Consider the following 20,162-nt stretch of genomic DNA (forward strand, 5'->3'; position numbering starts at 1 on the left):
ATCCCGAACTGGATCCGCCGCTGACATAGGCAAGATTGCTGGCATTGCGCGGGATACCATAGGGCGAGCGCGTGCCGACCAGCCCGGTCGCGAACTGGTCGAGATTGGTTTTCCCCAGCAGCAGCGCACCGGCTGCGATCAGCCGTTCCACCACCGTCGCCGACCGCTCGGCACGATAGGCGAAGGCGGGGCAGGCGGCGGTCGTTTCCATCCCCGCGACGTCGATATTGTCCTTCACCGCAAAGGGCACACCCGCCAGAGGCAGCACCTCGCCCGCGGCAACCCGCGCGTCGACCGCGCGCGCCGCCGCGATCAGCGCCTCGGGGGCGACGCGGGCGATCCACACCTGCGGCTGGATCGCGTCATAGGCGGCGATCCGGTCCAGCGCGGCCTGCGCCACCGCGACCGCGCTGGTGCGGCCGGCGGCGACGTCCGCCGCGATGGCGGTGGCGCTCAGCCGCGCGTTCATGCGTGCGCCTTCAGCGCCAGCATCGGCGATCCGGGCTGGAGCGGCTGGCGTTCCTCGATATAGAGCGCGGCGATCGTGCCCGCGGCGGGGCTTTCGACCGGGCATTCCATCTTCATCGCCTCGATCACCGCGATCGTGTCGCCCGCCTCGACCGCGTCACCCGCCGCGACCAGCAGCTTCCACACGCTGCCGCCGAACGGCGACTCGATCACGTCGGCGCCCGCCGGCACCTCGATCGCGGCGGGGGGAGGCGCGTCCTCCTCGGTCAGGGTGGCGACGCGGTCGAACTCGCCGCGGCGCTGCCAGTCGGCGCGCTCGGCGTCGAAGGCCGCCTGCCGCCGTGCCTCGAATGCGGCGATATCCTCGGCATTGTCAGCCAGGAAGGCGCGATAATCCGCCAGCCGGAACTCCGACGGCTCGATGCGCAACGCGCGCCGCCCACTGGGGAAGTCGCGGCGCCACTCCACCAGCTCCTCGGCGCTGACCGGGTAGAAGCGGATCTGGTCGAAGAAGCGCAGCAGCCATGGCTTTCCGTCGACGAACGAGTCGGTCTGGCGATAGGTGTTCCACACCTGCAACGTCCGGCCGAACAGCTGGTAGCCGCCCGGGCCCTCCATACCGTAGATGCACATATACGCGCCGCCGATCCCGACGACGTTGGGCGGCGTCCAGGTTCGCGCCGGATTGTACTTGGTCGTTACCAGCCGGTGGCGCGGGTCGATCGGCGTGGCGACCGGCGCGCCGAGATAGACGTCCCCCAGCCCCATGACGAGGTAATTGGCCTCGAAGATCAGATTTTCGACCGCGGCGACATCGGGCAGGCCGTTGATGCGGCGGATGAACTCGATGTTGTCGGGGCACCACGGTGCATCGTCGCGCACCGCGCCGATATATTTCTGGATCGTCTCGATCGTGGCGGGGTCGCGCCAGCTGAGCGGCAGGTGCACGATCCGCGACGGAATGGTGACATCCTCCAGATCGCCCAGCCGGTCCTCCGCGGCGATCAGCAGCGCCAGCGCCGCGCGCTGATCGAGCTGCCGCCCGTCGAGGTGCAGCTGGAGCGAGCGGATCCCCGGTACGATATCGACGATCCCCGGCACCGCCATCCGCTCCAGCTCGGTCATCAGCGCATGGACGCGGATACGCAGTTCCAGGTCGAGGACGATCGGGCCATATTCGACCAGGATGTTGCGGTCGCCCTGCTGGCGATAGACGGTGCGCGGGCGCCCCTTGCCGGCGGGCAGTTCCGCCAGCACCGGGGACAGCGTCGCGATCGGGCGCGCGGGGCCGGCATTGGAGGGCCTGCCCTGTTCGACCAGCCGGCGTTGCAGCGTGTCGGCCATCGTCGCATCGTCGATGTTGACCGGCACGAAGCGCACGCGGTCGCCCGGCACCAGTTGCCCCACTTTCCAACGGTCTGCGGCGATGATGACGAAGGGGCACACGAATCCGCCCAGCGACGGGCCGTCGGGGCCGAGGATGATCGGCATGTCGCCGGTGAAGTCCACCGCGCCGATCGCATAGGGATTGTCGTGGATATTTGACGGGTGCAGCCCCGCCTCACCACCGTCGGGGCGCGCCCAGTGCGGCTTGGGGCCGATCAGGCGCACGCCGGTGCGGTTGCTGTTGTAATGCACCTGCCATTCGGCATCGACGATCGTCGCAATATCGTCGTCGGTGAAGAAATCGGGCGCGCCGTGCGGGCCGTACAGGACGCGCACGGTCCATTCGTTCGACAGCGCCGGCAGCGCCACCGTGTCCAGCGGCACCTCGGTAGGCGTATCGCCCAGGTGCAGCGTGTCCCCGGCGAGCAGCCGGCGGGCGGCATGGCCGCCGAACTGTCCCAGCTCGAACGTCGCGCAGCTGCCCAGATAGGGGGCGATGTCGAACCCGCCGGCGACCAGGATATAGCCGCGCATCCCGCCGCCACGCGCCCGGCCCAGCGCCAGCGTCTGACCCGCCGCCACGTCGATCGCGACGCCCAGCGGGACCGCGATCCCGTCCAGCGTCGCGCCGAAATCGGCGCCGGTCAGGCAGATGCGCGCAGGGGCGGTGAAGGCCAGCGTCGGGCCGGTCATCGTCACTTCCAGCCCGGCGGTCCCCTCCGCATTGCCGAGCAGGCGGTTGCCGAGCCGGAACGACTGGTCGTCCATCGGCCCCGACGGCGGCACGCCGACCGCCCACATCGCCTGACGACCGGGCCAGTCCTGGATCGTCGTCGCGGTGCCGCCGCTGACGACGCGGATCGCGCGCGGGCGATAGTCGATCGTGTCGAGCGCGCGGGTCGATACCTCGCCGCTGGTGAAGGCGTCGGCGCGCACCACCTCGCGAAGCCAACGCAGGTTGGTTTCGATCCCGTCGATCCGCGTCGCCGCCAGCGCGGCCTGCATTGCCGCGACCGCCGCGTCGCGATCGTCGGCATGGACGATCAGTTTGGCCAGCATCGGGTCGTACCATGCGCTGACGGTGCTGCCCGCCATGCACCACGTCTCCACCCGCGCATCGGCGGGGAAGGCGACGTGGGTCAGCGTGCCGGAGGTCGGCCGGTAGTCGAGCGCGGGATCCTCGGCATACAGGCGCACCTGAACCGAATGGCCGCGCGGCGCGCCAAGCGGGGTGTCGAGGAAGGCGAAGTCGCCCGCGGCGCCGCGGATCATCCATTCGACCAGGTCGACGCCCATCACCTCCTCGGTGACGCCATGCTCGACCTGGAGGCGGGTGTTCATCTCCAGGAAGAAGAACTCCTCCCGTTCGGCATCGTACAGGAATTCGACGGTGCCCGCGGAGCGGTAATTCGCCGCCTGCGCCAGCCGCACTGCCGCCTCGATCAGCGCGCTGCGCACCGCGGCGGGGAGCAGCGGGGCGGGGGCTTCCTCCACCACCTTCTGGTTGCGGCGTTGAAGCGAACAGTCGCGCTCGCCCAGCGCGACGACGCGGCCGGCGCCGTCGCCGAATACCTGCACCTCGATATGCCGCGCGCGGCGGATGTAGCGTTCCAGGAACACGCCCGCGTCGCCGAAGCTGCCCAGCCCCTGGCGCGCGACCGCGGCGAAGCCATCGCGCACCGCCGCCTCATCCTCGCACACGCGCATGCCGATGCCGCCGCCGCCCGCGGTCGCCTTCAGCATCACCGGGAAGCCGATGGTGCTCGCCGCCGCGACGGCTTCTTCCTCGTCGGTCAGCAGATCGGTGCCCGGCGCCAGCGGTACGCCATGCGCGGCGGCCAGCGCCCGCGCGCTATGCTTCAGTCCGAAGGTGCGGATATTGTCGGAGGTGGGGCCGATGAACACGATCCCGGCCGCCGCGCACGCCTCCGCGAAATCGACATTCTCCGCCAGGAAGCCATAGCCGGGATGGATCGCATCCGCGCCGGTGCGGCGCGCCGCATCGAGGATCGCGGCAACGTTGAGGTAGCTGTCCGCCGCGCGCGCCGCGCCGATGCACACCGCCTCGTCCGCCTCGGCAACGTGGAGCGAGCCTTCGTCCGCCTCGGAATAGACCGCGACCGAGCGCAGCCCCATGCGGCGCAGCGTGCGGATGATGCGGGTGGCGATCGCGCCGCGATTGGCGATCAGGACGGTCGTCACGCTCATGCCGCGGCCGCCACGATCATGCGCACGGGCGTCGGATTGAAGGCGTTGCACGGGTTGTTGATCTGCGGACAGTTGGACACGACGACGATCACGTCCATCTCCGCGCGCAGGTCCACCGTCAGCCCGGGCGCGGAAATGCCGTCGACGATCCCCAGTGCGCCGTCGGCCTCGACCGGCACGTTCATGAAGAAGTTGATGTTCGACACGATGTCGCGCTTGCCGCGGCCCTCGATCAGGTTCGCCTCCAGGAAATTCTCGACGCAGGCGTGCTGCGCCTTGGTATGATGGCCGTAGCGCAGGGTATTGGATTCGCACGAACAGGCGCCGCCGATCGTGTCGTGATATTCGACCGCGCTGGCCGCGATCGTCATCATCGCGCGCCCTTCGTTCGAGTGTAGTACCGTGCCCTCGCGCAGGAACAGGTTGCCCTGCGCCGCGATCGTGTCCTGCGCGCTATAGCGTTCCGCGTCGTCGGCCGCGGCGTATAGCAGGAAGTCGACCGCCTGGTTGCCCTCCAGGTCGACGATGCGCAGCGTCTGGCCGGCGGCGACATGGTGCAGCCAGGGCGCGCGGGCGGGGACGACAACGTCGTGGACGACGGGGCCGGGCAGGCCCGACAGATACGGATCGGCGCTCATGCGACCAATAGTCCCTTTCACCGGCGGAAATAGTCTTCGACGTTGCGGAAGGCGCGCAGGCCCTCCGGCGTCGCAATGCGGATGGCGTCATCCTCGGGCGTGACCGGCCCGCGCCACGCGGTGGCGCGCAGCGGCGTGACCGTCCACGCCGGTCGCGGGTCCAGGACATGCGGACAGTTGGCGACGACCAGGATCACGTCCATCTCGGCGCGCAGCACCACGCTGCGCCCGGGCGCGAACGGGCCGGTCACCGGCGTCACCGTGCCGTCGGCCTCGATCCGCGTGCCCTTGAACAGCGTCACGCAGGGATGGACGTCACGCCGCCCCAGCCCGTGCTTGGCGACGCCCAGCAGGAAGCGGTCGCGCGCATTGGGGTGCGGGCCGCTGTTGGCGCCATTGCCGTAGCGCGCCGCGTTGCTGGTCGGGGTGGACGGCCCGCAGAAGGTGTCGTGCGTGCCGGCGTCGTCCGCCTCGATGCTCATCAGCACCCGGCCCATGTCGGACAGCAGCAGCTTGCCCTGTTCCAGATAGGCGTTCCACTGCACCTTCACCGTATCGGCGACGTTCAGCCGCTCGGTCGGCATGTCGGCATTGAACAGCTGCAACGATGCGCAGGCGTCGCCGCGCAGGTCGATCAGCCGCACCCGTGACCCGCGCGACAGGCGGCGCGTGGCATAGCCGCCGGCGGCGATCGTCTCTTCCCAGACCAGATCGGCGGGGTCGACGCCGGCCGGCAGGTCGTCGGCGACCGGCGGCAGCATCGGCATCGCCTCCACGACGGTACCGGCCATCGACCGCGCATGATCGCGCGCGGCATTCGGATCGGCGAGCGGCGCGGTCATGCGGCGGCTCCCGTCAGCGGCGCGGCGGCGTCGTCCTGTTCGTGGAGCGGCGGCAGCAGCGAGGTGGTGGTGACGAGCTGGAGCTGCTGAACGCCGCGCACCCGGCGCAGCGCGTCGCACAGCGACTTCAGCCGCACCGCCGGCCCCTGCACCAGCAGCACTTCCAGCGACTGGTCGTCCTCCAGGAAGACGTGCTGCGAGGAGATCACTTCCTTGAGGTAATCGGCCTGCATCTGCGCCAGCTGGTGGCGCACGCGGCCGCGGTCGCCGCGATAGACCAGCGTGACGGTGCCCGCGAGCATCTTGTCGGGACGGGTGAACGCTTCATGTTCGGCGAGCGCGTGGCGGATCAGTTCGGCGATCAGCCCGGAGCGCGACGGCAGACCGCGTTCCTCGACCATCGTGTCGAGCTGCCGGAACAGGTCGGCCGGCAGGCTCATGCTGAGCCGGGCGAGACTGGTGGATTCTGTGGTCATGAGTGACCCTCTCAATTATTACAAATAACGTCAATCGTAATATTACGCGGCTGCAGCATCGTCCGATGCCGGTGGCGGCGTGCGCGGGCGCAGCGGCAGGTCGTAGACCGCGGTGGCGCCGAAACGGTGCGGCGCGTGCGGATCGTGGCGGCGTTTGTCGAGCGCCAGGACGCGCGTCCCCAGCGAGAACGCCTCGCGGATGTCGTGCGTCACCATCACGATCGTCAGCGCATAGTCGTGCCACAAGCGGGTGATGAGCGCGTGCATGTCGGAGCGGATGCCCGGATCAAGCGCGCCGAACGGCTCGTCGAGCAGCAGGATGCGCGGCCGCTTCAACAGTGCCTGCGCGATCGCCAGCCGCTGCTGCATCCCGCCCGACATTTGCGCTGGGTACAGGTGCAGGCTGTCGCCCAGCCCGACCGCGCGCAGCATCTCGGCCGCCTCGTCCTCCGCCGCGCGGCGGCGCTGGCCGAACAGCCGTGCGGTCAGCGGCGCCTGCGCGCATTCCAGCCCGAACATCGTGTTGCGAAGTACCGAGAGGTGCGGGAACACCGAATAGCGCTGGAACACGACGCCGCGGTCCGGCCCGCATTCGGGCGTCAGCGGCATGTCGTCGAGCAGGATGCGTCCGCGCGTCGGCGCCTCCTGTCCCAGGATCAGGCGCAGCAGGCTGCTCTTTCCTGCTCCGGACGGGCCGATGATCGACACGAATGATCCGGCGGCGACGTCCAGGTCGACGCGCTCCAGCACGATCTTGTCGCCATATTCGACCCAGATGTCGCGCAGGCTCAGGATCGTGCTCAATGCCCGCCTCCATGCGCCCAGGGGAACAGCCGCCGGCTGAGGAAGACGAACGCCGCGTCCATCGCGATCGCCAGCAGCGCGATCCACGCGACGTAGGGAATGATGACGTCCATCGCCAAGTAACGGCGCACCAGGAAGATGCGGTAGCCCAGCCCGATGTCCGACGCGATCGCCTCTGCCGAGATCAGGAACACCCATGCCGGGCCGAGCGCGAGGCGCATCGCCTGCAACAGCCGCGGCATCGCCTGCGGTAGCGCCACGCGGATCATGATCTGCCAGCTCGACGCGCCCAGTGTCTGCGCCTTGATGATCTGTTCGCGCGGCAAAGCGGCGACGTGCGCCGCGATATCGCGGACCATCACCGGCGCGATGCCGATCACGATCAGCGCCACCTTCGCGGTTTCCCCCAGCCCCAGCGCGATGAACAGCATCGGCAGCAGCGCGATCGGCGGGATCACCGCGATGCCGGTCACCAGCGGGCCGAAGGTCGCGCGCACCGGCGGCAGCACCCCCAGCACCAGCCCGACCAGCAACGCCGCGACGGTGGCGATGCCGAGGCCCAGCCCCAGTCGCTGCAGGCTGGCGAGCGTGTCGCCCCAGAACAGCAACTGCCCCGACAGCGGATCCGGCTGCGTCACCAGCGCGGTCATCGCGCGGACCATCGCATCGGGCAACGGCAGGATCTTGTCGGTGGGGTCCGCCGCGTGGCGCCGTACCGCGGCGATCAGATAGACCAGCGCCAGCAGCGCGACCGGCACCGACCCCAGCACGATCCGGTCGTTGCGGCGCATCTGCCGGTTCACCCAGCGCATCGCGGTCGCCTTTCCGTCGTCGCGGCAAAGGGGGCGGGGGCGGGCGTCACAGCTTCCCGTCGGCGGCCAACGCCATGTAGCGGTCATCGAAGCGCAGCGTCACATGCTGCGCATCGCCCAGTGTACGCTTGCCCGGAAAGGCGATGCCGACCGCGTCGGCGCTCGCCGCGCCCTTGAACAGTCCGCGCTGGAAGCTGAAGTCGCGGACCCGCGTCATCGTCGTCACCAGCGCCGGCGCGGTGGTCGCGGCGACCGCGGCCTTGGGCGTATCGTACAGGTGGGTGGTGGCCAGCTGGCGTTCGAACGTGGCGGTGTCCGTGCCCGCCAGCTTCGCCATCGCCGCGCGTGCGGCCTGCCCCTGCGCGTCGGGGCGCTTCAGCAGCGCGACGGTTTCGTACCAGATGCCCGCCAGCGCCTTGCCCAGGTCGGGATTGGCGTTCAGCGTCTTGGTGTCGACGACCAGCAGGTCGAGAATCTCGCCGGGAATATCGGCGGAGCTGAACACCTGATGCGTGTTCGGCTGCGCCTTCATTACCGACAGCTGCGGGTTCCAGGCGACTGCCGCGGTCACGTCCGGGCTGCCGAACGCGCCGACGATATCGGCGTCGGAGGTGTTGACCGTGCGCACGTCGCTGGGCTTCATCCCGACGGTGTCGAGCGCGCGCGCCAGAAGGTAATGCGACACCGACAGTTCGACCAGATAGACCTGCCGGCCCTTGATCGCCGCCAGCTTGTCCGCGCCCTTCAGCAGGACGCCGTCGTTGCCGTCCGAATAGTCGCCGACGATGATCGCGCTGGTATCCTTGCCCCCCGCGGCTGGAATGGTGAGCGCGTCCATGTTGGTGACGGCCACGCCGTCGAACTTGCCCGCATTGTACTGGTTGACCGATTCGACATAGTCGTTGACCTGCACGACATCGATCTTGATGCCGTATTTGTCGGCCCATTTCTTCACGATGCCGGCCTGCTGCGCATAGGGCCATGGCATCCAGCCGGCATAGATCGACCAGCCGATCGTGAAATCGTGGCGCTTGGCCGGCGGCGTGTTCGAACCGGACGAACAGGATGCCAGGAACAACGCCGTCGCCAATGCCGCGACATGGCCCGCCTTGCGGATCATCTTCGACATGATTCGATCCCCTTTCGCAATGCAGCATCGCGCCGATCGGCAAGGCTGTCCACAGGAAAATTATTACCCCGTGGCGAAAGGGTAATAACGGCGACGGCGACTACGCGCGTGCGTGGAAGAGGAGGGCGGCGGCCCCGAGCGACCGGCCGGTCGGTGGCCGCGTATTACTTTTTCCCGCTGACATGCCGATGAAATATTACGCTTGACCACATCGGTAATATCCATACCGTGTGGTCATCGGCATCGCGACCATGGTGCCGGGAATGACAGGACAACCGGCGCGTTCGCCGGTTTCGACATGGATTGCTCGGCGCGCGATCGCATCGGTCCGATCGGGATCGGTCACCCGCCCGGCGATCATGTCGAACCCGCCGAAGGCGCGCGCAACGACCGACAAGGATCGCGACGCAGCGACGTCAGCGACGACCAGGCGACGGTGACAACGCCGCGCCGCAGGGAACGGGAAGGCGCCGGCCCTTATCGGCGTCCGATCAGGAGGGCGATGCCGGCTGACACGGGCTGATGAGCAAGGGGGTCATCGTGGCTGTAACATCGTTTCGAAACACATTGCTGGGCGCGACCATCCTGTTCGGGCTGGGCGCCGTCCCCGCCTTCGCGCAGACCGCGCCATCCGATAGCGCGGCCGAGAGCAGCGGCGACGAGATCATCGTGACGGCGACGCGCCGTCAGACGACGCTGCAGGATGCGCCGATCAACATCAGCGCGATCAGCCCGGAAACGCTGTCGCGCCAGCGCATCGACGACGTGCGCGGGCTGGCGGCGTTCACGCCGGGGCTGACGATCACCGATACCGGCCCGGCGTCGACCGGCAACGTCATCCTGCGCGGCATTTCGTCGGCCGATACGTCGGGCGGCGCGAATGCGCAGAGCGCGCTGGGCGTATACCTGGGCGAGGTGCCGCTTTACCTCGACTTCAAGCTGATCGACCTGGCGCGCGTCGAGGTGCTGCAGGGGCCGCAGGGCACGCTGTACGGGCTGGGCACGCTGTCCGGCGCGATCCGCTACATGCCCAATCGGCCGAACACCGATCGTATCTCGCTGGAATATCACGGTCGCTATTTCGGGGTCGCGCACGGCAGCAGCCCGGGCGTGAACGGCGATGCGACCTTCAACCTGCCGATCGTGGCGGATCACATCGCGTTCCGCACCGCCACCGGCTATTACGACAATCCCGGCTTCATCGACTATCCGTACCTGCTCCAGCAGCCGGGGGTGTCGAATCCGCAGCCGGTGCGCGGCGCCACCGCGGCGCAGGGGTCGTTCGGGACGCCGGCCGATTATGCCGCGAACTTCTACCGCCGCAAGGATCTGAACTACGAGCGGACCTTTACCACGCGCAACCAGCTGCTGTTGCAGGCCAGCCCGCACGCGAAGCTGTTCCTGACCTATGCGCACCAGACCACCGACACGGGCGGGCAGCAGTCGAACGGCGCGGGCGTGCTGGGCACCGGCCGCTACGAGGCGCCCTGGCGCTACGCCGAGCCGCGCAGCCGCAAGGCGGACTTGTACGCCGCGGAGTTGAACCTGGGACTGGGCGGCATCGCCGATCTGGTTGCCACCGCCGCGCTGACCAACCAGCGCAATCGCGCCCAGTCGGACAATACCGACCTGCTGCTCGACCTCGATTACGGCTACGAAGCGTTCCCGGCCTTTTCCTCGTACAACACCAACGAGACGATCTATCGCCAGTTCAACGGCGAGGTCCGGCTGGTTTCCACGCATGGCGGGCCGTTCAGCTGGGTGATCGGCGGCTTCTACAACAACCAGCGCCAGCGGTCGCAATATCGCGAGTACGTACCCGGCTATCCCGAGTTCGCGGGCATCTATCGCCCTGACAACCTGGAATATATGTCGTTCATCAACACCCGTACCAAGGAAAAGGCGGTGTACGGCGAGGGGACGCTGCACATTACCGACGCATGGCAGGTGACCGGCGGTTTGCGATACTACAAGTACGACGCCTTCGCGCAGGGCGGCACCGACACGCCGCTGTTCAGCAAGAACACGCCCTATCCGCTGGTCGTCTTCGCGCCCAGCCGGATCAAATCGGGCGATACCGCCGCCGACGGGTTCGTGTGGAAGGCGAACACATCGTACAAGTTCAGCGATACGCTGCTGGCCTATGCGACGTACAGCACCGGCTATCGCCCTGGTAACGTCAACCGCGTCGCACCCTGTATCCTACCGCTGCCGCCCGGCCAGAACGTCTGCGCGCTGCCCAACGAGCTGTCCTATCAGCCCGACAAGACGCGCAATGCCGAAATCGGCGTGCGCAGCGCGCTGTTCGACAAAAGGTTGCAGCTGACCGCGTCGATCTATCGCATCGACTGGAAGGGGATCCAGGTTCCCAGCCAGACGGTCAACGGTGCGGTCGGCATCATCGTCAACGGCAGCGAGGCGCGGTCGCAGGGCTTCGACGTGTCGGCAGTGCTGCGCGTCACGCCGCGGCTGACCCTGCAGGGCACCTATGCCTATGTCGACGCCAAGCTGACGAAGGACGCACCGGGCATCCTGGTCAGCCAGGGAGAAACGTTCGGCGCCTTCGCGGGGGATCGCTTGCCCGGTTCGGCGAAGCATACCGCCAGCGGTCAGGCGACCTATACCCAGCCGCTGGACAATGGCGCAGATATCGAGGCGACCTGGGCCACGGCGTATATCGGCGACATCTATTCGCGCACCGGCCTGCGCGCCAACGGCGAGGCGATCCCCGGCTATGTCACGCATCGCGCGTCGATCACCTATCGCACCGATCGCTTCGACATCGGCGTGTTCGGCGACAATTTGTTCGACAAATATGCGGTCACGTCGGTGTCGAACGATCGCAGTTCGTTCAATCAGGTGCGCACGGGCGTGATCGAACGATATTACTCGTACAACGTCCTGACCCCGCGGCGCCTGGGCGTCGACTTCCGCGTCCGCTATTGATCGTGTGACGGGCGGGGCGTCACGCGGCGCCCCGCCCCGGGGCGGCAGACGCGCCGACCGTATCTTTTTGACGGCAGCCGCGACATGGTGGCGCCAATGAGCCGCCGCCGTCGCCTTCCCTCGCCGTTGCGCGCCGATCCACCCGGTCGCGGCAGCGACGTGTCGGAGCGGCCCGACTCCGGCGAAACGCGGCCCGGCGTGGGGGGGCGGGCGGCCCGCCTCGGCTGGCTGGCGATGGGATGGATCTGTGTCGCGCTCGGGATCATCGGCGCGCTGTTGCCGCTGATGCCGACCACCATCTTCCTCATCCTGGCGGCAGGCTGTTTCGCCCGTTCGTCGCCGCGGCTGGAAGCGTGGCTGCTCGACCATCCGCGCGTCGGCCCGACGCTGCGCGCGTGGCGGCGCGACGGCGCGATCGGCCGCCGTGGCAAGACGCTGGCGTGCGGCGGGATCGCCGCCGGTTACAGCATTTTCCTGTGGACCGCGCGACCGGGCCTGCCGCTGGCGATGCTGGTCGGGGCGACGATGGCGGGGTGCGCGCTCTATATCCTGACGCGCCCGACCGCGCCGGTGTGAGGACGACCTTCATCGCCGGGTTTCTTGTCCCGGCGTATCCTGCAGGAGGCGCGGCGCCCCTGACGGGGCGATCAGGCCCGGCGGACGTCGGGTCGGCAGCGGGTCAGGAAAGCGGCGACGCCTTCGTGCGCTTTTTCGTGTAAGCCCGCCGCGGCGATCGGTGCGGCCTTCCGACACAGGTGATCGCACGCCGACGACCGCGCGCCGTCCAGCAGCAGCATCGCGCTCACCGGCATGCTTCCATCGCCTCGCGCGCCAGCCGGGCGAGGCGCGGGAAGCTTTCGGCACGTTCGCGCGCATGCGCCGACGCCGCGGTGCCGCGGATCACGCGTCCCTTGATGCCGTGGAAGATCGCCGCGAGGCGGAAGAAGTTGAAGGCGACGTAATAATCGTAATCGGCGATGCCGTCGCGTCCGGTCCGCGTGCAATACGCCGCGACATAGTCCTGCTCCGGCGGAATACCGAGCGCCGCGAGATCGGCACCCGCCAGCCCGGCAACGATATCGGGCGGCATCCGGTACATCATCGCGTGATAGGCGAAATCGGCCAGTGGATGGCCGAGCGTCGACAGCTCCCAGTCGAGCACCGCCAGAACGCGTGGCTCGCTCGGGTGGAAGATCATGTTGTCGCAGCGGAAATCGCCATGGACGATGCTGGTTTTGTCGCCCGCCGGGATACGCGTCGGCAACCATTCGACTAGCGCGTCCATGTCCGCGTCGCGACCAGCGTCGGCATCGTCCAGATATTGCTTGGACCAACGGCCGATCTGGCGTGCGAAATAATTGCCCGGTCGCCCATAATCGCCAAGGCCGATCCGCTCGTGATCGACACGATGCAGCTCGGCCAGCGTCGCGTTCATCGCATCGAAATAGGCGGCGCGATCGTCGCGCGGCACGTCGGGAAAGGTCGCGTCCCAGAAGACGCGCCCTTCGACCATCGACATGATGTAGAACGACGTGCCGATGACGCTGTCGTCGTCGCACACGCCATGGATCGGCGCGACCGGAACGGGGGTGTTGCCCAGCGCGGTGAGCACGCGCGCTTCGCGCAGGACGTCGTGCGCGCCCTTCAGCAATGGCCCGGGCGGCTTGCGACGCAGGACGTAGCGCGCGCCGGGTGTCGACAGGCGATAGGTCGGGTTGGACTGGCCGCCTTTGAACTGCTCGACCGTCAGCGGCCCGGCGAAGCCGTCGACGTGCTCGGTCATCCACCGGGCCAGCGCGGCTTCGTCGAACCGATGCGCCTCGCGCACCGGGGTCGTGCCGGCGTTCGCCGCCTGATCGAGCGCGCTCATCGCGGCGCCATGCGGATCGCGCCGTCCAGGCGGATCGTCTCGCCGTTCAGCATCGGATTGGTGACGATCGCCTCCACCAGTCGCGCATATTCGTCCGGCTGGCCGAGCCGCGAAGGGAAGGGCACCTGCGTGCCCAGGCTGTCCTGTGCCTCCTGCGGCAGGCTGGCAAGCATCGGCGTCCAGAAGATGCCCGGCGCGATCGTCATCACGCGGATGCCGTAGCGCGCCAGCTCGCGCGCGACCGGCAGCGTCATGCCTGCGACGCCTGCCTTTGACGCGGCATAGGCGGCCTGGCCGATCTGACCGTCGAACGCGGCGACCGACGCGGTATTGACGATGACGCCGCGTTCCTCGCCGATCGGCTCGGCTGTGTGGAGCGCTGCCGCGAATTTCGACGCGACGTTGAACGTGCCGATCAGGTTGATCGTGACGATCTTCGCGAAGGCGGCAAGCGATGCCGGGTTGCCGTCGCGGTCGATCACCTTGGCAGGGGGCGCGATACCGGCGCAGTTGACGAGGATGCGCGCGGTGCCGTTTGCTGCCGTCGCCGCAGCGATCGCATCCGCTACCGACGTATCGTCGGTGACGTCGACGCGGACGAAATGCCCGCCGATCTCATCGGCCAGCTGGCGCCCCATATCCTCGTTCAGGTCGAAGATGGCGACCTTCGCCCCCTGTGCGGCCAGCCGCCGCGCGGTGCCGCTGCCCAGCCCGGAGGCACCCCCCGTCACGATCGCCGCGACGCCGTCGATATCCATGCCATGATTCCCTTGTGAGACGTTGACGTCAAAGTCCGCGTGCGATGACCATGCGCTGGATGTCGGACGTGCCTTCGTAAATCTGGCAGACGCGGACATCGCGATAGATGCGCGCCAGCCCGAATTCCTCGAGATAGCCGTAGCCGCCCAGCGTCTGGATCGCGCCGGAGACGATCGCCTCCGCCGCTTCGGAGGCGAACAGCTTGGCCATCGACGCAGCGGTCAGCGCCGGTTCGCCGGCATCCTTCAGCGATGCGGCGTGCAGCACCAGCTGACGCGACGCTTCCAGCTTCGTCGCCAGGTCGGCGAGGCGGAAGCCGACCGCCTGATGCTCGATGATCGGCTTGCCGAAGCTCGTGCGGTCATGCGCATAGGCGATCGCGATGTCGAGCGCGGCCTGCGCCATGCCGACCGCCTGCGCGGCGATGCCGATCCGTCCCGCCTCCAGATTGGCGAGGGCGATCGAATAGCCGCGCCCCTCCGCGCCCAGCAGCGCGTCGTCGGGCACGACGCAATCCTCGAACCGCAGCGCACAGGTGTCGGAGGCGGACTGGCCGAGCTTGTGCTCGACCTTGTCGACGACATAGCCGGGGGTGTCCGTGGGTACGAGGAAGGCCGACATGCCCTTTCGCCCCGCCGCCGGATCGGTGACCGCGATCACCATCGCCACGCCCGCGATCTTGCCGGACGTGATGAACTGCTTGCCGCCGTTTAGGCGCCAGCCGCCGTCGACGCGGGTGGCGGTGGTGCGGATCGCGGCCGCATCCGAGCCTGCGTCGGTCTCGGTCAGCGCAAAGGCGCCGATCATACGGCCGGACGTCAGCTCGGGCAGCCAGCGTGCCTGCTGTGCCGCGGTTCCGTCCTTCAGGATGCCTGACACCATGATCGAATTCTGGATCGACACAATCGTCGACAGCGCGCCATCCGCGGCGGCCAGCTCGATCAGCGCCAGCGCGTAGGACACATAATCGGCCCCGGCGCCGCCCGCCTGCTCCGGCGCGGTCATCCCCATCAGCCCCAGCTGCGCCAGGTCCTGGAACAGCTGGGGCGGGTAGCCGCCGTCGGCAGCGAAGCGCGCGCTGTGCGGGCGGATGCGCTCCTGTGCCATGTCGCGCACCATGTCGCGCACCGCGACCTGCACCTCGGAAAGAATCATATACCCGCCCGCCAATATCCTACTGATGGGTAGATTGTATTCCGGCTGGTCGCATGTCAAGTTGCGGGCCCATGGCTTCCGAAACGTCCGACAGACCGGCTCCCTCGCCCTTTCCCGACCGTGCGCAGCGGCTGGCTAACCGCGCCGCCAAGCGCGACGCGCTGCTGCTGGCGGCGGTCAGGATGTTCAACGAACGCGGTTTTCACGCGACATCGCTGGATGAGGTCGCCGCCAGCCTGGGGGTGTCGAAACCGACCATCTACCACCATCTGGGCAACAAGGATCAGGTGCTGCTGGAATGCGTCCTGATCGGCCTGAAACAGCTGCGCGGGGCCGCCGCGATCGCCGCGGCCCGGCCCGGACGCGGGATCGACCGCCTGCGCGACTTCCTGGTCCGCTATGCGCAGATCAACATGGACGATTTCGGGCGCTGTGTGATCCGCACGGGGGATGAGGCATTGTCTCCCGAGAGCGCTGCACGGTTCCGGTCGCTGAAACGGGAGATCGACACCGCAATGCGCGACCTGATCGCCGCAGGCGTGGCGGACGGTTCGATCGCCCCGGCCGACCCGCGGCTGCTGGCCTTCACGCTCGCCGGCGCGCTCAACTGGCCGGCGCGCTGGTTCGTCGCGGGCGGTGCACTGAACGCTGCACAGGTAGCAGAGCAGATGGTGGAGATACTGATCACGGGCGTCTCGCCGCGCTGATAGACCGGGCGTCGGCAAGGGGGTATAGGGAGCTGGCGCACCCGACAGGATTCGAACCTGTGGCCTCTGCCTTCGGAGGGCAGCGCTCTATCCAGCTGAGCTACGGGTGCGTGGAAGGTCCGCCTAGCAGGGGTTTCAGCGGTGCGCTACCCGCTTTTCGAGGGTCACCGGCTGGAACGGGGCAAGGCCGCAGCTGGCGCCGCGCATCGGCGGGCTCTGCGAAAAGACGGTAATGATGTCCTGCGCGCACAATTGGCTTAGCGACGTCGCGTAGGAGAAACGCCGTTCGAACCCCAGTCCGGGGCAGCCCTGCGGCAATGTCACGCGATAGATGCGATTGCCGTTGGTGCGGAAGTCGATCACCGAGTCGCTGCGGACCAGGCTTTCGCGGATCGACTGGATCGGGATGCAGCTCTGCGGCCTGCCCGCAGGCGTGGCGGCGGGAACGCTGTCGCGTGCCGGTGCGCGCGCATCGCCGGGTGCGCCAAGCGCGATCAGCGTTGCGCCGGCGGTGGCGAGGGCGATGGGACGCAATGTCACTCTCCTTGCTGCGTGCGCGCCGCCTTGGGTGCGGGCGTCTTTGGCTTGAACGCGCACAGGTCGATCTCGATGCATCGCCAGCATTCGGGGCGCCGCGCCTTGCACACGTAGCGGCCGTGCAGGATCAGCCAGTGGTGGGCGTGGACGCGGAAGGGGGCGGGGGTTGCCTTGTCGAGCGCCTTTTCGACCGCGAGCACGGTCTTGCCGCGCGCCAGCCCGGTGCGGTTGCCGACGCGGAAGATATGGGTGTCGACGGCGAAGGTTTCGGCGCCGAATGCGACGTTCATCACGACATTGGCGGTCTTGCGCCCCACGCCGGGCAGCTTTTCGAGCGCGTCGCGGTTCGCCGGCACCTCCCCGCCATGCTCGGCGATCAACGCCTCGCTGAGCGCGATGACGTTCTTCGCCTTGGTGTTGAACAACCCGATCGTGCGAATGTGCTGCTTTAACCCGTCGAGACCGAGCGCCAGCATCTTCTCGGGCGTATCCACCGTGGCGAACAGCGCGCGTGTCGCTTTGTTGACGCCGGCATCGGTCGCCTGGGCGGACAGGACGACAGCGACGAGCAACGTATAGGTGTTGACCGACTCCAGCTCGGTTTCGGGATGCGGGTTCGCCTCGGCCAGCCGGCGGTAGAATTCGATGACATCGGCCTTCTTCACCGCGGCGTTCCTTACAGGCCCAGGACCTCGGCCATCGCATATCGACCGGGCGCCCGCCCGGCGAGCCACAGCGCCGCCTTCAGCGCGCCGCGCGCGAAGATGGTGCGATCCTCGCCGCGATGCCCGATCTCGATCCGTTCGCCTTCGCCGGCGAAGATCACCTGGTGATCGCCCACCACCGATCCGCCGCGCAGCGAGGCGAAGCCGATCGTCCCTTCGCTGCGCGCGCCGACCAGCCCGGCGCGGCTGTCGACCCGCACCTCCGCCAGCCGGGTACCGCGTCCCGCAGCGGCCGCTTCGCCCAGCAGCAATGCGGTGCCGGACGGGGCATCCACCTTGTGCCGGTGGTGCATCTCGGCGATCTCGATGTCCCAGTCGGCGCCGAGCCGAGCCGCCGCCTCGCGCACGAGGATGTTGAGCAGGGTGATGCCCAGCGAGGTATTACCGGTTTGCAGCACCGCGATGTCGTCCGCGGCCTGTTCGATCAGCGCGTGGTGCGTCGGCATCAGCCCGGTGGTGCCGATGACGATCGGGGTGCGCGCGGCGACCGCCGCCGCGAGATGCGATTCCAGCGCGGCGGGGGTGGAGAAATCGACGAGCACGTCGGCGGTCTGCGCCAGCGGGAACGGATCGCCGCCCGCGTCCACGCCGCCGGCGACGGTCGCGCCTTCGCCCTCCGCGATGGTGGCGATCGCGCGCCCCATCCGTCCGTTGCTGCCGTAGATACCGATGCTGGTCATGCGATTACCCTGGCCGAGAACAGAAGCAGTGCCGCCGCCCCATGCACATAAACGCCGCCGAAGGACAGGGGCGATCCGCGACCGGACGCCCCGCCCGTCGAAAAGGATCAGGTCACAGCGCCAGATCGGGCTGGCGATCGGGCTTCACCCTTGTGGCCGCCGGCACGGCGGGTGAGGGCGTGCGCGGCGCCTGCGGCTGGGGCGGGGCGATGGCAAGTTGCAGCGTCTGCGCCGTGGCGCGCCACTGATAGCCCAGCAGTGCCGGATCGCCGTTCAGCGACACGCCGTAGGTCGGCACGATCTCGCGCACCGCCGCCTGCCAGCGCGGCGTCGCCAGTCGGTCGGGGAAGGCGCGCTTGAGGAGGTCGAGCATGATCGACGGTGCGGTCGACGCGCCGGGCGACGCGCCCAGCAGCGCCGCGATCGATCCGTCGCGTGACGTCACGATCTCCGTACCCAGCTTCAGGATGCCGCCCTTCTTCGGATCGCGCTTGATGATCTGTACCCGCTGCCCGGCCTGCCACAGCCGCCAGTCGCCGTCCTGTGCACGCGGCAGATATTCGCGCAGCGCGTTCATCCGGTCGGTCTGGCTCATGATGAGCTGCCCGGCGAGATATTCGACCAGATCGAACTCGTTCCAGCCGACCGACAGCATCGGCCGGAAATTGTCGAGCGTCACCGACTTGGGCAGGTCGAAATACGACCCTTCCTTCAGGAATTTGGTCGAGAAGGTGGCGAAGGGGCCGAACAGCAGCACCTGCTTGCCGTTCAGGTAGCGCGTGTCGAGGTGCGGCACCGACATCGGCGGCGAGCCTGTCGCCGCCTTGCCATAGACCTTGGCCAGATGGCGCTTCGCGATTGCCTTGTTTTCGGTCACCAGGAACGAGCCGCCGACCGGGAAGCCGGCGTAATCGTCCGCTTCGGGGATGCCCGATTTCTGGAGGACCGGCAGCGCGCCGCCGCCCGCTCCGGCGAAGACGAAGCGCGCGTTGACGACCTGTCGGTCGCCGCTCTTCATGTCATGGATGCTGACGCGCCAGCCGCCGGCGGGGTTGCGCTCCAGCGCGCGGACTTCGTGGCCGGTCGTCAGGCGGAATCCCGGCGAAGTACGCAGCGCCGCGACATATTGCCGCGTCACCTCGCCCCATTCGCAGTCGGTGCCCAGCACCGAGCGGGTCGCGGCCAGCGGCGTGCCGGCGGCGCGGCCCTCCATCATGATCGGCGCCCAGCGGGCGATCTGCGCCGGGTCGGTGGTGAATTCCATTCCCGAGAACAGCGGGCTGGCACCGAGCGCGGCGTGCCGCTTCTGAAGGAAGCCGACATTTTCGTCGCCCCACACCAGATTCATGTGCGGGGTGGAGTTGATGAAGCTGCGCGGATCGCGCAGCACGCCGCGTTCGACCTGGTGACTCAGGAACTGGCGGGTGACCTGGAATTGTTCGTTGATCTCGATCGCCTTGGCGATCTCCACCCGGCCGTCGGCCTTGTTCACCGGCGTATAGTTCAACTCGCACAGCGCGGAATGGCCGGTTCCGGCGTTGTTCCAGCCGTTCGAGCTTTCCTCCGCGACCTTGTCCAGCCGCTCGACCAGTTCCATCGACCAGCCCGGCTCCAGCTGGCGCAGCAGCACGCCCAGCGTCGCGCTCATGATCCCGCCGCCGATCAGCAGGACGTCGACGCTGCGTTCCGCGGTCGGTGCGCGCTCCCCGCATCCGGCCAGCATCGCCGTCGCTCCCGCCGCTGCGCTGCCGCACAGCAGGTGGCGGCGCGTCACCCCGGTGTCGGCGGGCGAGGGGGAGGTTTCAGTCGGCGACGCAGGCAAAGACACGGCGGGCAGCCCTTTCGTTATGGCGATCCGCGTGGCTGGCGATGCGCCGGGCCGGAACGCCGTGGTGAGGAACCGACACGCGACCCCGCGCGAAGCACCGCGCGTCGTCGCCTGCCGGCGTCGGAGTTCCTCTCCCTGAAACGTAAGGTGACCTGTTAACGCAGGTTATGCGGATGGGTGCCGCATGATCCC

19 protein-coding genes and 1 tRNA gene are annotated in these 20,162 nt (G+C 68.2%); 3 read left to right on the forward strand and 17 right to left on the reverse strand.

Going from position 1 to position 20,162, the window contains the following annotated elements; all coding sequences use genetic code 11:
• The 8 genes from AX685_RS03510 to AX685_RS03545 form a co-directional block, all read right to left on the reverse strand.
• The coding region (locus AX685_RS03510; protein WP_269450452.1) for an amidase family protein at window positions 1-469 on the reverse strand (469 nt) is incomplete at its 3' end.
• Window positions 466-4,062 (reverse strand): urea carboxylase, encoded by a 3,597-nt coding sequence (uca, locus tag AX685_RS03515; protein WP_066485515.1) that lies wholly within the window; start codon window positions 4,060-4,062, stop codon window positions 466-468. The genes AX685_RS03510 and uca, both read right to left, overlap by 4 nt.
• Entirely contained in the window at window positions 4,059-4,700 is a 642-nt protein-coding gene (locus tag AX685_RS03520) for an urea amidolyase associated protein UAAP2 (protein ID WP_066485517.1), read from the reverse strand. Before AX685_RS03520 ends, uca begins: the two co-directional genes overlap by 4 nt.
• 17 nt (window positions 4,701-4,717) lie before the next feature.
• Window positions 4,718-5,542, reverse strand: coding sequence for an urea amidolyase associated protein UAAP1 (locus tag AX685_RS03525; protein ID WP_066485520.1), 825 nt, complete (start codon window positions 5,540-5,542; stop codon window positions 4,718-4,720).
• Complete coding sequence (locus AX685_RS03530) at window positions 5,539-6,018, reverse strand: CopG family ribbon-helix-helix protein (RefSeq protein WP_066485522.1); 480 nt, start codon at window positions 6,016-6,018, stop codon at window positions 5,539-5,541. The genes AX685_RS03525 and AX685_RS03530 overlap by 4 nt, the downstream gene beginning before the upstream one ends.
• A gap of 42 nt (window positions 6,019-6,060) precedes the next feature.
• Window positions 6,061-6,822 carry an ABC transporter ATP-binding protein gene (locus AX685_RS03535; protein ID WP_066485524.1) on the reverse strand — a complete coding sequence of 254 codons (762 nt, stop codon included), beginning with the start codon at window positions 6,820-6,822 and terminating at the stop codon, window positions 6,061-6,063.
• Window positions 6,819-7,634, reverse strand: coding sequence for an ABC transporter permease (locus AX685_RS03540; protein WP_066485526.1), 816 nt, complete (start codon window positions 7,632-7,634; stop codon window positions 6,819-6,821). Before AX685_RS03540 ends, AX685_RS03535 begins: the two co-directional genes overlap by 4 nt.
• A gap of 46 nt (window positions 7,635-7,680) precedes the next feature.
• The gene (locus tag AX685_RS03545) at window positions 7,681-8,763 is read right to left on the reverse strand and encodes a putative urea ABC transporter substrate-binding protein (protein ID WP_066485528.1); all 1,083 of its coding nucleotides are present in this window, start codon (window positions 8,761-8,763) and stop codon (window positions 7,681-7,683) included.
• Between the two features lie 567 nt (window positions 8,764-9,330).
• Between AX685_RS03545 and AX685_RS03555 the strand changes: the two genes are divergently transcribed.
• Both AX685_RS03555 and AX685_RS03560 read left to right on the forward strand, forming a co-directional pair.
• A complete protein-coding gene (locus AX685_RS03555; protein ID WP_331710142.1) occupies window positions 9,331-11,709 on the forward strand; it encodes a TonB-dependent receptor in 2,379 nt (792 codons plus the stop codon).
• Between the two features lie 96 nt (window positions 11,710-11,805).
• A complete protein-coding gene (locus AX685_RS03560) occupies window positions 11,806-12,285 on the forward strand; it encodes a YbaN family protein (protein WP_082740504.1) in 480 nt (159 codons plus the stop codon).
• Window positions 12,286-12,356: 71 nt separating this feature from the next.
• On the opposite strand, the gene AX685_RS21375 is transcribed toward AX685_RS03560, so the two are convergent.
• Genes AX685_RS21375 through AX685_RS03575 form a run of 4 tightly spaced genes read right to left on the reverse strand, consistent with a single transcriptional unit; the run spans window position 12,357 to window position 15,493 of the window.
• Complete coding sequence (locus AX685_RS21375; protein WP_156445644.1) at window positions 12,357-12,515, reverse strand: hypothetical protein; 159 nt, start codon at window positions 12,513-12,515, stop codon at window positions 12,357-12,359.
• On the reverse strand, window positions 12,512-13,579 hold the full coding sequence (locus AX685_RS03565; protein ID WP_066485534.1) for a phosphotransferase: 1,068 nt from the start codon (window positions 13,577-13,579) through the stop codon (window positions 12,512-12,514). Before AX685_RS03565 ends, AX685_RS21375 begins: the two co-directional genes overlap by 4 nt.
• Window positions 13,576-14,337 carry an SDR family NAD(P)-dependent oxidoreductase gene (locus AX685_RS03570; RefSeq protein ID WP_066485536.1) on the reverse strand — a complete coding sequence of 254 codons (762 nt, stop codon included), beginning with the start codon at window positions 14,335-14,337 and terminating at the stop codon, window positions 13,576-13,578. The genes AX685_RS03565 and AX685_RS03570 overlap by 4 nt, the downstream gene beginning before the upstream one ends.
• 28 nt (window positions 14,338-14,365) lie before the next feature.
• On the reverse strand, window positions 14,366-15,493 hold the full coding sequence (locus AX685_RS03575) for an acyl-CoA dehydrogenase family protein (protein WP_066485538.1): 1,128 nt from the start codon (window positions 15,491-15,493) through the stop codon (window positions 14,366-14,368).
• 71 nt (window positions 15,494-15,564) lie between these two features.
• Between AX685_RS03575 and AX685_RS03580 the strand changes: the two genes are divergently transcribed.
• Window positions 15,565-16,200, forward strand: coding sequence for a TetR/AcrR family transcriptional regulator (locus tag AX685_RS03580; RefSeq protein ID WP_066485541.1), 636 nt, complete (start codon window positions 15,565-15,567; stop codon window positions 16,198-16,200).
• Between the two features lie 33 nt (window positions 16,201-16,233).
• Here AX685_RS03580 and AX685_RS03585 read toward each other — a convergent pair.
• The 5 genes from AX685_RS03585 to mqo form a co-directional block, all read right to left on the reverse strand.
• Window positions 16,234-16,310, reverse strand: a tRNA-Arg gene (locus AX685_RS03585).
• A 25-nt stretch (window positions 16,311-16,335) separates the two neighbouring features.
• A complete protein-coding gene (locus AX685_RS03590; RefSeq protein WP_066485544.1) occupies window positions 16,336-16,740 on the reverse strand; it encodes a hypothetical protein in 405 nt (134 codons plus the stop codon).
• Window positions 16,737-17,402: an endonuclease III gene (gene nth / locus AX685_RS03595; RefSeq protein WP_066485546.1), complete on the reverse strand. Its 666-nt coding sequence runs from the start codon at window positions 17,400-17,402 to the stop codon at window positions 16,737-16,739. The genes AX685_RS03590 and nth overlap by 4 nt, the downstream gene beginning before the upstream one ends.
• An 11-nt stretch (window positions 17,403-17,413) precedes the next feature.
• The gene (dapB, locus tag AX685_RS03600) at window positions 17,414-18,142 is read right to left on the reverse strand and encodes a 4-hydroxy-tetrahydrodipicolinate reductase (protein ID WP_066485549.1); all 729 of its coding nucleotides are present in this window, start codon (window positions 18,140-18,142) and stop codon (window positions 17,414-17,416) included.
• Between the two features lie 112 nt (window positions 18,143-18,254).
• A complete protein-coding gene (mqo, locus tag AX685_RS03605) occupies window positions 18,255-19,970 on the reverse strand; it encodes a malate dehydrogenase (quinone) (RefSeq protein WP_231738537.1) in 1,716 nt (571 codons plus the stop codon).
• Window positions 19,971-20,162: the final 192 nt, after the last annotated feature.

The organism is Sphingomonas sp. CCH9-F2, from assembly GCF_001556735.1.
GTDB classification, from domain to species: Bacteria; Pseudomonadota; Alphaproteobacteria; order Sphingomonadales; family Sphingomonadaceae; genus Sphingomonas; species Sphingomonas ginsenosidimutans.

Bases quoted from the DNA above. Each gene is read 5' to 3' on its own strand.
- uca (WP_066485515.1), bottom strand. From the start codon at position 4,062: ATGAGCGTGACGACCGTCCTGATCGCCAATCGCGGCGCGATCGCCACC.
- AX685_RS03520 (WP_066485517.1), bottom strand. From the start codon at position 4,700: ATGAGCGCCGATCCGTATCTGTCGGGCCTGCCCGGCCCCGTCGTCCAC.
- AX685_RS03525 (WP_066485520.1), bottom strand. From the start codon at position 5,542: ATGACCGCGCCGCTCGCCGATCCGAATGCCGCGCGCGATCATGCGCGG.
- AX685_RS03530 (WP_066485522.1), bottom strand. From the start codon at position 6,018: ATGACCACAGAATCCACCAGTCTCGCCCGGCTCAGCATGAGCCTGCCG.
- AX685_RS03540 (WP_066485526.1), bottom strand. From the start codon at position 7,634: ATGCGCTGGGTGAACCGGCAGATGCGCCGCAACGACCGGATCGTGCTG.
- AX685_RS03545 (WP_066485528.1), bottom strand. From the start codon at position 8,763: ATGTCGAAGATGATCCGCAAGGCGGGCCATGTCGCGGCATTGGCGACG.
- AX685_RS03560 (WP_082740504.1), top strand. From the start codon at position 11,806: ATGAGCCGCCGCCGTCGCCTTCCCTCGCCGTTGCGCGCCGATCCACCC.
- AX685_RS03565 (WP_066485534.1), bottom strand. From the start codon at position 13,579: ATGAGCGCGCTCGATCAGGCGGCGAACGCCGGCACGACCCCGGTGCGC.
- AX685_RS03570 (WP_066485536.1), bottom strand. From the start codon at position 14,337: ATGGATATCGACGGCGTCGCGGCGATCGTGACGGGGGGTGCCTCCGGG.
- AX685_RS03575 (WP_066485538.1), bottom strand. From the start codon at position 15,493: ATGATTCTTTCCGAGGTGCAGGTCGCGGTGCGCGACATGGTGCGCGAC.
- AX685_RS03580 (WP_066485541.1), top strand. From the start codon at position 15,565: ATGGCTTCCGAAACGTCCGACAGACCGGCTCCCTCGCCCTTTCCCGAC.
- dapB (WP_066485549.1), bottom strand. From the start codon at position 18,142: ATGACCAGCATCGGTATCTACGGCAGCAACGGACGGATGGGGCGCGCG.